This window comes from Pseudomonas sp. FeN3W (genome assembly GCA_030263805.2).
GTDB lineage: Bacteria > Pseudomonadota > Gammaproteobacteria > Pseudomonadales > Pseudomonadaceae > Stutzerimonas > Stutzerimonas stutzeri_G.
The window spans coordinates 3,050,532-3,063,786 of record CP136010.1 but is presented as its reverse complement, the minus strand read 5'-3'; the positions used below and the strand labels follow the sequence as shown (position 1 = coordinate 3,063,786).

At 64.4% G+C, this 13,255-nt stretch carries 10 protein-coding genes; all 10 read left to right on the top strand.

Translation table 11 applies throughout. From position 1 onward, the window contains the following. The 10 genes from tssE to P5704_014500 are packed head-to-tail and all read left to right on the top strand — an operon-like array spanning position 1 to position 13,255. Positions 1-408 (top strand): type VI secretion system baseplate subunit TssE, encoded by a 408-nt coding sequence (tssE, locus tag P5704_014545; GenBank protein WOF77283.1) that lies wholly within the window; start codon positions 1-3, stop codon positions 406-408. 11 nt (positions 409-419) lie between these two features. Further along, positions 420-2,336: a DUF2235 domain-containing protein gene (locus P5704_014540; GenBank protein WOF77282.1), complete on the top strand. Its 1,917-nt coding sequence runs from the start codon at positions 420-422 to the stop codon at positions 2,334-2,336. Further along, complete coding sequence (locus tag P5704_014535) at positions 2,333-2,971, top strand: DUF2931 family protein (GenBank protein ID WOF77281.1); 639 nt, start codon at positions 2,333-2,335, stop codon at positions 2,969-2,971. Before P5704_014540 ends, P5704_014535 begins: the two co-directional genes overlap by 4 nt. Then, complete coding sequence (locus P5704_014530) at positions 2,958-3,338, top strand: hypothetical protein (protein WOF77280.1); 381 nt, start codon at positions 2,958-2,960, stop codon at positions 3,336-3,338. Before P5704_014535 ends, P5704_014530 begins: the two co-directional genes overlap by 14 nt. Before the next feature lie 55 nt (positions 3,339-3,393). Beyond that, positions 3,394-5,184, top strand: a complete 1,791-nt coding sequence (gene tssF / locus P5704_014525; GenBank protein ID WOF77279.1) for a type VI secretion system baseplate subunit TssF — start codon at positions 3,394-3,396, stop codon at positions 5,182-5,184. After that, positions 5,148-6,155 (top strand): type VI secretion system baseplate subunit TssG, encoded by a 1,008-nt coding sequence (tssG, locus tag P5704_014520; GenBank protein ID WOF77278.1) that lies wholly within the window; start codon positions 5,148-5,150, stop codon positions 6,153-6,155. The genes tssF and tssG overlap by 37 nt, the downstream gene beginning before the upstream one ends. A gap of 5 nt (positions 6,156-6,160) precedes the next feature. Further along, positions 6,161-8,758: a type VI secretion system ATPase TssH gene (gene tssH / locus P5704_014515; protein ID WOF77277.1), complete on the top strand. Its 2,598-nt coding sequence runs from the start codon at positions 6,161-6,163 to the stop codon at positions 8,756-8,758. A 10-nt stretch (positions 8,759-8,768) separates the two neighbouring features. After that, positions 8,769-10,277: a sigma-54-dependent Fis family transcriptional regulator gene (locus P5704_014510; GenBank protein WOF81237.1), complete on the top strand. Its 1,509-nt coding sequence runs from the start codon at positions 8,769-8,771 to the stop codon at positions 10,275-10,277. Positions 10,278-10,292: 15 nt separating this feature from the next. After that, positions 10,293-12,428, top strand: a complete 2,136-nt coding sequence (locus tag P5704_014505; GenBank protein ID WOF77276.1) for a type VI secretion system tip protein VgrG — start codon at positions 10,293-10,295, stop codon at positions 12,426-12,428. Then, the gene (locus P5704_014500; GenBank protein ID WOF77275.1) at positions 12,401-13,255 is read left to right on the top strand and encodes a DUF4123 domain-containing protein; all 855 of its coding nucleotides are present in this window, start codon (positions 12,401-12,403) and stop codon (positions 13,253-13,255) included. The genes P5704_014505 and P5704_014500 overlap by 28 nt, the downstream gene beginning before the upstream one ends.

Below are 13,255 nucleotides of genomic sequence, written 5' to 3'. Positions count from 1 at the left end.
TTGAACGGATACGGCAGCCTCTTCGAACGCCTCGGCGGTGACGCCGCGCGACGTTCCGGCTGGAGCCGCGAAGTCGCGGCGATGGCCTCGGTGGCTGCCCATCTGGCCAAGATGCTCAGCACCCGAGCGGGCAGCGTGCAGACGCTGCCCGACTACGGGTTGCCCGATCTCAACGATATGCGCCTGTCGCTGCACGACTCGCTGCAGCAGGCGCGTATCGCCATCGAGCGCTTCATCGAAGCGTACGAACCCAGGTTGACCCAGGTGCGCGTGCTGTCGCTGCCGCGAACCCACGACCCGCTGACCCTCGCCTTCACCATCGAAGGCCTGCTGGAAGTGGATGGCCTCAAGCGCCAGGTCAGCTTTTCCGCCAGCCTGGATGGCAGCGGACAGGTCAAGGTCCAGTAAGGAGACAACGGATGTCCGGCAAACCTGCAGCCCGCCTCGGCGATCCTACCGCCTGCCCGAAGACCGGCCACGGCACCAACCCCATCGCCGCCGGCTCACCCGACGTGCTGTTCGACGGCCTGCCGGCCGCGCGCATGGGCGACGCCTCCGCCTGCGGCGGTGCGATGGCCAGCGCCGTGATCCCCAACGTGCTGATCGATGGCAAGCCGGCGGCGGTGGTGGGCAGTGTGGGGAACCACGGCAACGTCGTCACCGCGGGCTCGGGGACAGTGGTCATCGGCAGCAGCCAAAACGCGGCGCCCTTCCTCGCGCCTGCCGCCCTTGGAATTGCCAAGGCAGTTACTGCGGCGGCCGCTGCCGCCGAGGCCTTTCGCTCATCTGAACCGATAGCCCGCGCCTGGCAGGAAGAGCCGGGTGACCTCGCGCCATTGGGCGTTGAAGAGGAAGACGAAGAAGAGGAGCTGGTCGAGCAGCCGCAGCAACAGGCGCGTCAGGGCATCACCCTGCGAATCGGCGTGTTCTTCGACGGCACCGGCAATAACCTGGCCAATGCCGCCGTGACCGAAAAGTGTCGCCAAGACGACCTGACCCTGCTGGACGAGCGCACCCTTGGCGAAGTCGTTGACTACTGCCGGGCGCATGGCTTCGGCGGTAGCGAAGGCAACGGCTTCTTTACCCAGACGCCGGACAACAGCTACGGCAACGCGCCGAGCAACGTAGCGCGGTTGTTCGACCTGTACCAGGACGATGCGACCCGGAGCCTGGCTAAGGACGAGCGTAACGCCAGCATCAAGGCGTATCTCGAAGGCATCGGCACCAGCAGCGGCGAGGAAGATTCGGTATATGGGCAAGCGACGGGCATGGGCGATACCGGCGTAGTGGCCCGGGTGATGCAAAGTCCGCAGAAGATCCAAGAGTCGCTGGATCGCCTGCTGGGTAATAACCCCAATCTGGAAATCGAAGGGTTGGAACTCGACATCTTTGGATTCAGTCGCGGGGCTGCCGCGGCTCGTCACTTCGCCAACGAAATACTCAAATCGGAAAGCGGCATGCTGGCGAATTTATTCAATGCGCAGGCACCTGGGTTTAGCGCGGAATTCGACTGGGCCACCAACGTTCAGATTAACTTCATCGGTCTGTTCGATACGGTGGCGGCTGTGGCCGACCCGTTGAGTTGGGACTTCAGCCCTGCGGACCACCACAATCCAGGTGTCAACCTGTACCTCCCGCCAGATTGCGCGCGCAAAGTGCTTCAGCTGAAGGCCCGTGATGAGATGCGCTGGAACTTCGCGCTCAATAGCGTGACCCCACATCATCAAGAGATAACCCTCCCCGGCGCGCACTCGGATATCGGTGGGGGCTATCTTCCGCTCGTTCAGGAAAAGGTGATCCTCAGTCGTCCGGTCAGCTCCACGGTACCCGCGGGTATACCCACTGAGCGTACTCACGCGTGGCGCGAAACCGAGCGCCAGTATGAAAAATGGAAGGCTCTCGGACTGCCGGAGGATCAGCTTAAAAAAGAGGTTCGCCGCATCCGCAAACTCCACCCCCGCGGTGTCAACCATCCGCCGGAGGATTGGGTGTTAGGGCTGGTAACTATTGACCGTCAGATACGCGGCGAGCTTTCACTGGTGTATTTACGTGTGATGCGGGAACTGGCGGCCGAACATGGGGTTCCGGTCAAAGGCGTTCCCGACACGCCGAGTTTGGCGATTCCGTTTGAGCTCCAAGACATTGCCAAAAAAATGATGGCTTATGCCAACGGCAGCCGGTATGACCTAAACGAAGACGAAGAGCATTTGCTCAGATCGAGGTATATCCACCTATCTGCGCACTGGAAGCCCACCAGCGGCCTGCTTATCAGCAAGCCAGCGCCCAATGTGCGCTTGGTCTACAACAACAAGCCACAGCAGGGCTATCCCGAATGAAAACTCTTGTTCTCGCTTGCGCAATCCTTTTGCTCAGCGGCTGCACCAGCAGCCAGGCCCAACCGAAACTCCCCTATAACGCCTGGTATGTCGGTGTATTCGCACCTGAACATATGGAAGTCTGGGTGGAAAGCGTGGATGTGATCGACCGCCGGGGGCTGGCCTACGAGCGCGTCAGTGGTGGGGTCCCGTCCTATACAGGCAAGGTCGACGGCTGGCCCACGCACCCAGCGGGAGGCGCAGGCAAGGACCTACCAGGCATCGACCTGCCGGAAATCGTATTTGTGCGCTGGCAGTCGTTCGTTGAGCCGCAGACCTACAACGTACGCATCAATATTCCGGAATGGGTGCGCAAGGAGATGCTTAAACCTCAGCGTGGCTATTGCCACTTTCAGGGCAAGTGGTTGGATGGACAATTTCGCAAAGACATAACCATCGGCTTGGCCCCGGGCGGCATCGCCAAGGCCTGGGTAGGCGGGCCCTGCCTGCAGTCCATCGAAATTGGCCGCTTTGAGGCTGCAGTTAGCAAGCTAGGTCCGAGCCTCGGACAGAACGAGGGACGCTACGCCTACCCCCTCTCGGACAAAGCCAAGGCCTATATCGAGCAACACGGGGTGCCCTATGGCTCCTGGTAAACCCTCCTCACGCTGCGCCCGCCTGGCGCTCGCCGCCCTCGCGCTGACATTGGCCGCCTGCACCAACACTTCCCCGCCGCCGCGCGAACTGGCCGGGCGCTACGAACTGGCCGGGCGCTACGAACTGGTCGGCGTGATGGAAATGGGTTCACAGCTGCTGCTCCAGGAACAGGGCACGTTCGAGGCGGTGCTCTACTACGGCAGCCTCGACATCCAGGGTCGAGGGCACTGGGCAATGGTGGACGGGCAGATCGAGTTGCGCGAACGCGGGCCGAGGGCCTTTTTCGACGGGATGAAACTTGTGCCAAGCGGCAACTGCCTGCTCGTGAACATGGACACCTCCACGGGATGCTACCGCCGACGCTAGGAGCCCCGCCGCGTCAGCGCGCCGGACACGGAACGACAAGGATGAATCGTTAGACATGTCTTTCAACCATTACTACCAGAGCGAGCTCAGCGCCCTGCGCCAGCTCGGCAAGCGCTTCGCCGAGCGCAGCCCGGCGCTCGCGCCGTTCCTCGGGCAGGCCGGGCGCGATCCGGATGTCGAGCGGCTGCTCGAAGGCTTCGCCTTTCTCACCGGGCGGCTGCGGCAGAAGCTCGACGACGAGCTGCCGGAGCTGACCCACTCGCTGATGCATCTGCTGTGGCCGAACTACATGCGTCCGCTGCCAGCCTTTAGCATGCTGCAGTTCGATCCGCTGAAGCGCCCCGGCCCGGCGCTGACGGTGCCGCGCAATACGCCGGTGGAATCCAATCCTGTGCAGGGCGTGAGCTGCTGCTTTCGTACCGCCTACGCCACCGAGGTGCTGCCTCTGGCGTTGCAGGCGTTGGAGTATTCGGTCAAGGGCACCGGTGCGCTGCTCAGCCTGCGCCTGCAGATGAGCGCCGATGGCAATCTTGGCGAGATCGGCCTCAGCCATCTGCGCCTGCACCTGGCGGGCGAGCCCTATATCAGCCAGCTGCTCTACCTCAGCCTGTTGCGCCATCTGGGTGGCATCGAGCTGGTGCCGCTGAACGAACAGGGCCACCCGCTGACCGGTCCCGATGGTCGCCCGCTGACGCCCTTGCAGCTCACCGCCAAGCAGGTCGAGCCGGTGGGATTCGCCGAGGATGAGGCGCTGATCCCCTACCCGCTCAACACCTTCCGCGGTTATCGCTACCTGCAGGAATATTTCGCCTTCCCCGACAAGTTTCTCTTCGTCGACCTCAAGGGCCTGGAGATCATTCAGCGCATTCCGGACGACCTGCTCAAGCAGGCCCGCGGTCTGGAGCTGCGCTTCGACATTCACAAGGCCGGCGTGCAACGCATCCGCCCGACGCTGGACAACGTGCGCCTGTACTGTACGCCGGTGGTCAACCTGTTCCCGCACGATGCCATCCCGATCCGCCTGGACGGCAAGCAGGACCAGTACCTGCTGCTGCCGGCGGAGTACGATGCGCAGCAATGCGGCGTGTTTTCGGTGGATCGGGTCACCGGCTGGAAACCCGGCGGCATGGGCTACGAAGAATACGTGCCGTTCGAATCCTTCGAGCATGATCCCAGCTTCGATGTGCCGGTGGCGCGCCCGCACTACAGCGTGCGCCAGCAACCTTCGCTGCTGGGCGAAGGCCAGGAAACCTGGCTCAGCTTCGGCCTGCGCAACCTCGACCAGCACGAGACGCTGTCCATCGAGCTGACCTGCACCAACCAGAACCTGCCGCGCCAGCTTAAGCTCGGCGACATCTCCAAGCCCTGCGAAGACACCCCGGAATTTCTCAGCTTCCGCAATATCTCGGCGGTCACCCCGAGCTACGCGCCGCCGCTGCAGCGTGACTATCTGTGGAAGCTGATCAGCAACATGTCGCTGAACTACCTGTCATTGGCCAACGTCGAGGCGCTCAAGGTGATCCTCGAGACCTACGACCTACCACGCTATTACGACAAGCACGCCGACAACGTCAGCCGGCGGCGCCTCGGCGGCCTGACTCACATCGCCCACCAGCACGTCGATCGCCTGCATCGCGGGCTGCCGGTGCGTGGTGTACGTACCGAACTGACCATGAACCAGGACGGCTTCATTGGTGAGGGCGATCTGTTCCTCTTCGCCTCGGTGCTCAACGAATTCTTCGCCCTCTACGCCAGCCTCAACTCGTATCACGAGCTGCGCGTACAGAGCACACAGGGAGAGGTGTACCAATGGACGCCGCGCATGGGTCAGCAACCGCTGCTCTGAAACCGCTCAACCGCGGCATCCGCGAGTACAGCCTGTTCCAGGGTGTGCTGCTGGTGCTCGATCGCCTGCGCCAGCTCAATCCCGGTCTGGATGACGAGGCGCTCTATGAACGGCTGGAATTCCAGGCCAACCCGAGCCTGGGCTTTCCCGGCAGCGATATCGAGCACGTGCAGTTCTTCCAGGAGCACGCCGAGTGGCGCGCGCGCCTGCGCATCAACCTGGTTAGTCTTTTCGGCGCCGGCTCCCCGCTGCCGGCCTTCTACGGCGAACAAGCGCTTGGCGACAGCGAAGACGGCAACCCGACCCGCGACTTCCTCGACCTGTTCAACAACCGGCTGCAGCGCCTTCTGCTGCCGATCTGGCAGAAGTACCGCTACCGCGCTCGCTTCACCAGCGGCGCCCATGACCCCTTCTCGGAGCAGCTGTTCGCCCTGGTGGGGCTCAGCGGCGAGGCCATCCGCAGCGCGCCGGAACTGAACTGGAAGCGTCTGCTGCCCTATCTCGGCCTGCTCAGCCTGCGCGCACACTCGGCCGCATTGATCGAATCGGTGCTGCGCTACTACTTCAAACACGCCGAGCTGAACATCGAGCAATGCCTGGAGCGCCAGGTGGAAATCCTCGACGAGCAACGCAACCGCCTCGGTCTGGCCAACAGCCAGCTGGGCGAAAGCCTGGTGCTCGGCGAGCGGGTCCGCGACCGCGGCGGCAAGTTTCGCATCCATATCCGCCAGCTGGACTGGAATCGTTTTCACGAATTCCTGCCCATCGGCAGCGGCTACCAGCCGCTCTGTGCGCTGGTGCGCTTCACCCTGCGCGACCCGCTGGATTACGACCTGCGCCTGGAGCTTCGCCCGGACGAGATCCGTGAACTGCGCATCGGCGCCGACAACAACTGCCGCCTCGGCTGGACCAGCTGGCTCGGACGCGACCGCGCCGACGGCCTGGTCACCCTGGGCAGCAAGACTCATTAAGGAAGATGAAAATGATCAATGTCGATCTGCAACAACTGGTACAGGCGCTGGACGCCGAGACCAAGCGCGATCTGGAAGGCGCCGCCGAACGCTGCGTGGTACGTGGCGGCAGCAAGATTCTCGTCGAGGACCTGCTGCTTGGCCTCCTCGAGCGTCCCGATGGACTGCTCAAGCGAGCCTTGCTGGATGCCGAAGTCGATACCGGCGCACTGGCGCAGGCGCTGCAACCGCGAGGCGAGCACAGCGAGTCACGTAACCCGGTGTTTTCCACCGAACTGGTGCAATGGCTACAGGATGCCCTGCTGGTGGCCAGTCTGGAACTCGGCCAGAGCCAGATTGACCAGGCCGCACTGATTCTCGCGCTGCTGCGCAATCCGCTGCGCTATGCAGGCAGTCATTACCAGCCATTGCTGGCCCGGCTGGACGCCGAGCGCCTGCGCGACTTCGCCCTCAGCCAGCAGCCGCAGGCCGCGAACGGCAAGCAGCCAGCCAGTGGCGAATCCAACCTGGCGCGCTTTACCCACAACTTCACCCAGCAGGCCCGCGACGGCAAGCTCGATCCGGTGCTCTGCCGCGACTCGGCGATCCGCCAGATGATCGACATCCTCGCCCGGCGGCGAAAGAACAATCCGATCGTGGTCGGCGAGGCCGGGGTCGGCAAGACGGCCATCGTCGAAGGCCTGGCCCTGCGCATCGCCAGCGGGGAAGTGCCTGCGGCACTCAAGGGCGTCGAGCTGCTCTGCCTCGACCTCGGTCTGCTGCAGGCCGGCGCCAGTGTGAAGGGCGAATTCGAACGCCGTCTGCAGGGGGTGATCGACGAGGTGAAGGCCTCAGCCAAGCCGATCATCCTATTTATCGACGAGGCGCACACCCTGATTGGCGCCGGCGGCCAGGCCGGCAGCGGCGATGCGGCCAATCTGCTCAAGCCGGCCCTGGCGCGCGGCGAGCTGCGCACCATCGCTGCAACGACCTGGAGCGAGTACAAGAAGTATTTCGAGAAGGACCCGGCCCTGGCCCGCCGTTTCCAGCCGGTGCAACTGCACGAGCCGAGCGTTCCGGAAGCCGTCACCATCCTGCGCGGGCTGGCGCCGGTCTACGAAAAGAGTCACGGCATCTACCTGCGCGACGATGCGGTCACGGCCGCCGCCGAACTGTCGGCGCGCTACCTGGCCGGCCGGCAGCTGCCCGACAAGGCCGTCGACGTGCTGGATACTGCCTGCGCGCGGGTGCGCATCAGCCTTGCCGCCGCGCCCGAGGCGCTGGAACGCCTGCGTGGTGAGGTCGCCGTAGGCGAGCGTCAACGTGAAGCCGTACGCCGCGATCTGGCCGCTGGCCTGCCGGTCGACGCGGCTGTCCTCGAGCGGCTGGAGCAACGTCTGATCACGGCGGAGGACGAGATCGAGCAGCTCGAATTCCGCTGGGCCAAGCAGCGCCAGCTCGCCGAGCGCCTGCTCGACCTGCGCAAGCGCACCGCCGAAGCCCGCAGCGATGCGAACGAAGACGACGAGACCCCCTCGCTCGATGAGCTGGAGGCCGAACTACGCACCGTGCAGGCCGAACTCGCCGCCGCCCAGACCGAGCAACGACTGGTCAGCCATGAGGTCTGCCCGCGCCTGGTGGCCGAGGTGATCAGCCACTGGACCGGCGTGCCCCTGACGCAGCTGGCCCGGGAGCACAACGCCCAGGTCGCCAACTTCGCCACCGATCTGCGCGCCCGGGTGCGCGGTCAGGAACAGGCAGTGGAAGCGCTGGATCGTGCCATGCGCGCAGCAGCGGCCGGACTGAACAAACCCGACGCTCCGGTGGGCGTGTTCCTGCTGGTCGGCCCCAGCGGCGTCGGCAAGACCGAGACCGCCCTGGCCCTGGCCGATCTGTTGTACGGCGGCGAGCGCTTCCTCACCGTGATCAACATGTCCGAGTTCCAGGAGAAGCACAGCGTTTCCCGCCTGATCGGCGCGCCTCCGGGTTACGTCGGCTACGGCGAAGGCGGCATGCTCACCGAAGCGGTACGGCAGAAACCCTACTCGGTGATCCTGCTCGACGAGGTGGAGAAGGCCGATCCGGATGTGATGAACGTTTTCTACCAGATCTTCGACAAGGGCGTGGCGAATGACGGCGAAGGCCGCGAGATCAACTTCCGCAACACCCTGATCCTGATGACCAGCAACCTCGCCAGCGAGCGCATCGCCAGCTTTTGCGCGGCCGGGCAGCGGCCGGCGGCCGAGGATCTGGAACTGGCGATCCGTCCGCAGCTGTCGCAGCACTTCAAGCCGGCCCTGCTCGGGCGCATGCGCGTGGTGCCTTACTACCCGATCGCCGGCGAGGTGCTCGACGAACTGGTCATACTCAAGCTGGCACGCTTCGGTGAGCGACTGCAGCGTCGCCAGCTGCAGTTCAGCCATTGCCCGGGGCTGGTCACGCACCTCGCCGAGCGCTGCAGCGACAGCGACAGCGGTGCACGGCTGATCGACCATCTGATCGAGCAGCACCTGCAACCGCTGGTGGTGGACCGCCTGCTCGATGCCATGGCCAGTGGCGAGCCGCTGCAGCGGGTGCATGCCACGCTGGATGGCGACGGCGCGCTGATCTGTGAGTTCGCCTGAGATGTCCGCGATGTTCAATCAGGTGCCACAGCCACTGCGCTATGCCGAGGCCCTGCTGGGCCGCTTCGCCGGGCTGGCGCGCGCGGCGAATGCCGACAGCCTGCTCGGTGGGCTGGTGGAAACCGCGGCGCAGCTGAGCGATTGCCAGCTCAGCCAGCTCTATCTGCTGGACGCCACCCACACCCGCCTGACCCTCTCGGCCGAGTGGCACAACGGCCTGTTGCAGCCACGCGAAGCCACCAGCCTGCCGAGCGATTACGACGGCGAGCAGCTGCTGCAATACTGCCTGTGCCAGAACCAGACCCTTTGCCTTAGCGAACTGGACAGCAGCCTGCACGCATCGGGCTTTCTGCCGGACAGCCCGATTCCCTGGCGCAGCCTGCTCTGCCTGCCACTACAGGACGAGCAGCAGCGCGTCGCCGGCCTGCTGCTCACAGCCAGTACCGAGTCGCGCGAGCTGCACGGCTTCAGCGGCTCGCTGGCCCAGCTCGGCGCCTTCGGCCTCACCCAGCTGCATCTGCTCCAACGCCTGCGCGCGCCCGGCAGCACCACGCCTCCTGCCGCGCCAGTCAGTCCCTGCGCCAGCGGTTACGGCCTGATCGGCGACAGTCCGCGCATGCGCGCGGTCTACCAGCTGATAGGCAAGGTACTGCACAGCCCGGTCAATGTGCTGCTCACGGGAGAAACCGGCACCGGCAAGGAACTGGTGGCGCGCGCCATTCACGACTGCGGCTTTCGCCGCAGCAAGCCCTTCGTCGTGCAGAACTGCGCCTCGCTGCCTGAGCAGCTGCTGGAAAGCGAACTGTTCGGCTACCGCAAAGGCGCCTTCACCGGCGCCGACCGCGACCGCAGTGGCCTGCTCGACGCGGCGAACGGCGGCACGCTGTTTCTCGACGAGATCGGCGACATGCCGCTGCTGCTGCAGGCCAAGCTGTTGCGCGTGCTGCAGGAAGGCGAAGTACGCCCGCTGGGCTCCACCGAAACCCACAAGGTCGACGTGCGCATCGTCGCCGCTACCCATCGCGACCTGCGCAGCCAGGTGGAAAACGGCCTGTTTCGCGAGGACCTGTTCTACCGCCTCTCGCACTTCCCCATCGAACTGCCGCCGCTGCGCGAGCGTGACGAGGACATCCTGCGCCTGGCCCGGCATTTCGCCGACAAGGCCTGCGCCTTCCTTCAGCGCGATCTGTGTCGCTGGTCCGACGCCGCGCTCGAACGTCTGGCAGGCTATGCCTTCCCCGGCAACGTGCGGGAATTGAAGGGCCTGGTGGAGCGCGCCGTACTGCTCTGCGAGGGCGGTGAGCTGCTGCCGGAACACTTCAATCTGCATGTGGAGGCGAGCCTGGACAGCAGCCTGAACCTGCGCGAACGCATGGAACGGGTCGAACGCAGCCTGCTCATGGATTGCCTGCGCAAGAACGGCGGCAACCAGAGCCAGGCCGCCCGCGAACTCGGCCTGCCACGACGCACGCTGCTGTATCGCATGGAACGGCTGAATATCAGCCCGGCCGATCTCTAAGGAAGGAAAGACGCCATGTTCAACCCAGCCAACCAGGCCCACTTCACGCTTTGCCTCGAAGGCGACGAGCACGACTTCAAGGTGCTCGAATTCCAGGGCCGAGAGGCCATCAGCCAGCCCTATCGCTTCGACCTGGAACTGGTCAGCGAGCGCCCCGACCTGGATCTGGAAAGCCTGCTGCATCGCCCGGCGTTTCTCGCCTTTGCGCCGGGCGGCAGCGGCATCCACGGGCTGGTGCATCAGGCGGCCCAGGGTGAATCCGGCCAGCGCCTGACCCGCTATCGCCTCACGCTGGTGCCGCAGCTGGCCTACCTCGCCCATCGCACCAACCAGCGCATCTTCCAGCACCTGAGCGTGCCGCAGATCGTTGTCCAGGTGCTCGAGGAACACGGCATCCAGGCCGATGCCTACCGCTTCCAACTCGGCCCGGTGATCTACCCAGAGCGTGAGTACTGCGTGCAGTACGACGAGACCGACCTGCACTTCATCCAGCGCCTATGCGAGGAAGAGGGCATCCACTATCACTTCCAGCACAGCGCGTCCGGTCATGTACTGGTCTTCGGCGATGACCAGACGATCTTCCCCAAGCTCACCGCCACCGCCTATCAGCAGGACAGCGGCCTGGTCGCCGACCAGCCGGTGATCAAGCGTTTCGGCCTGCGCCTGGAAACCCGTACCAGCCGCGTCACACGCCGCGATTACGATTTCGAGAAGCCACGTCTGAGCATGGAGGCCGCGTTCCACAGCGACTTCCAACCTGATCTCGAAGACTACGATTACCCCGGCCGCTTCACCGAGCGCGCCCGCGGCAAGCACCTGTCGCAACGCGCCCTGGAGCGCCACCGCCACGACTACGAACTGGCCGAAGGCGACAGCGACCAGCCGCGGCTGGCGAGTGGGCATTTCCTCCCGCTCGGCGAACACCCCCGTAGCGACTGGAACCAGCTCTGGCTGCTCACCGAAGTGCTGCACGAAGGCAAGCAGCCGCAGGTGTTGGAGGAGTCGGTACTGGAGCTCCCCTCTCCCTCCGGGAGAGGAGCTGGGGGTGAGGGCGCTCCAGGCAACGCTCAGTTCCATCAGGGCTACCGCAACCGCTTCAGCGCCACGCCCTGGGACATCCCCTTCCGCCCAGCCCTTCACCATCCTAAACCGAAGGTGCTCGGAAGCCAGACCGCCGTGGTCACCGGCCCCGCCGGCGAAGAGATCCACTGCGACGAGTACGGCCGCGTAAAAGTCCAGTTCCACTGGGATCGCGAAGGCCAGGCCGACGACAAGACCAGCTGCTGGCTGCGCGTCTCCTCCAGCTGGGCCGGCGACCGCTACGGCGGCATCGCCATCCCGCGGGTCGGCATGGAAGTGCTGGTGACCTTCCTCGAAGGCGATCCCGATCAACCGCTGGTGACCGGCTGCCTGTACCACAAGGAGCATCAGGTCCCCTACGACCTCCCAGCGAACAAGACCCGCACGCTGTTCAAGACCCTGAGCAGCCCGGGCGGTGGCGGCTACAACGAACTGCGCATCGAAGACCGCCAGGGCGCCGAGCAGATCTACATCCACGCCCAGCGCGACTGGGACGAGAACATCGAGCACGACCAGAAGATCCGCGTCGGCCACGAGCGCCACGACACCGTCGAGGCCAACAGCTACGGCGAATTCAAGGCCGAGGAACACCGCACCACCCACGCCGACCGCAAGACCGAAGTCCGCGCCAACGACCACCTCACCGTCGGCAACAGCCAGCACCTGAAGATCGGCGCCGGTCAGTTCGTCGAAGCGGGCAACGAGATCCACTACTACTCCGGCAGCAAGGTCGTCATCGACGCCGGCATGGAACTCACCGCCTCAGCCGGCGGCAGTTTCCTCAAGCTCGACCCCAGCGGGGTGACGCTGAGCGGTGCGACGATCCGGATGAATTCGGGTGGCGCTGCCGGAAAGGGCTCGGGGCTGAAGATCCTGGCGCCGGTAATGCCATGGCTGGCAACCAGCGCCATTGCCGGCAGCCTCACCTCGCCTGCCCTGATCAACATGTCGCGGCAACTCAAACAGGCCGCGGCCGCCAAGCTGCTGTTGGTCAAGCAATGCGCAATGCAAGCCGATGGCTCATGCCACTTGGAGGTTTGCCCATGCGGCAAGAACGCGAGCACGGCCTGATGCAGGCTGTAGAAGAACCGGACATCGAGCGAGACGACCTCTACCTGCTGCTCGATAGTGCTGCATTACCGGCTCTGCAGATCATCTACCAGCACGACGACGAACCCCACCTGGAGCTGCTGTACCGAGGCACGCGCCATGAGTCCATGCTGGAATGCAGCCCCGTGCTGTACAGCCTCGCGGGGCAGCATCTGATGTGGCAGAACCGGGAGCGCTGGCAATCGGCAGGGCTGCTGTTGGAAAGCGCGGCGAGCATCGATGATCTGGCGAACCATTTGCGCAGCCTTCTCAGCGTCAGATTGCCCTCCGGTGAACTGGCATTCTGCAGGTTCTACGACCCGGCCTTGAGCGAACGCTTCTTCGACAGCCTCACGCAAGAAGAGCTGGGCGCTTGGCTCGGCCCGATCAGCGGCATCTGGCTGACCAACGAGCAGAGCGAATGGCGAGGTTTCACCACAAACCAGATTTCTCTCGGCAGAACTGCTGACGACGAGGGCTGGTTTGCGCTCCGTCCCGAGCACCTTGCCCATTGGCAACAACAGGAGCGACAGCGTTTCATCCAGCGCCTGATCAGCCATTTTTCTGCAGACAACTTTCATGAAAAGGCCGCCCCGGAGCTGGAAGCGGTCGTCAAGCAGCGCGTGCACGAAGCCGAGGCATTCGGTATCGAGGCAGAACGGCACCTGTTCGCTTACGTTGAATTAGCGCTGCAGTTTCCCGATGCCATCGACAGCCCCGAGGTTCGAACGGGGCTGACCAACAAGGAAGAACCTGCCGAGCACCGGCTGGCTCGTATCGAAGCCTGCCTGCTTGGACTGCATGGATAA

Coding starts and splice junctions, on each gene's coding strand:
- P5704_014535 (WOF77281.1), top strand. CDS start 2,333: ATGAAAACTCTTGTTCTCGCTTGCGCAATCCTTTTGCTCAGCGGCTGC.
- P5704_014530 (WOF77280.1), top strand. CDS start 2,958: ATGGCTCCTGGTAAACCCTCCTCACGCTGCGCCCGCCTGGCGCTCGCC.
- P5704_014500 (WOF77275.1), top strand. CDS start 12,401: ATGCGGCAAGAACGCGAGCACGGCCTGATGCAGGCTGTAGAAGAACCG.
- P5704_014540 (WOF77282.1), top strand. CDS start 420: ATGTCCGGCAAACCTGCAGCCCGCCTCGGCGATCCTACCGCCTGCCCG.
- tssF (WOF77279.1), top strand. CDS start 3,394: ATGTCTTTCAACCATTACTACCAGAGCGAGCTCAGCGCCCTGCGCCAG.
- P5704_014505 (WOF77276.1), top strand. CDS start 10,293: ATGTTCAACCCAGCCAACCAGGCCCACTTCACGCTTTGCCTCGAAGGC.
- tssH (WOF77277.1), top strand. CDS start 6,161: ATGAAAATGATCAATGTCGATCTGCAACAACTGGTACAGGCGCTGGAC.
- tssG (WOF77278.1), top strand. CDS start 5,148: ATGGACGCCGCGCATGGGTCAGCAACCGCTGCTCTGAAACCGCTCAAC.
- P5704_014510 (WOF81237.1), top strand. CDS start 8,769: ATGTTCAATCAGGTGCCACAGCCACTGCGCTATGCCGAGGCCCTGCTG.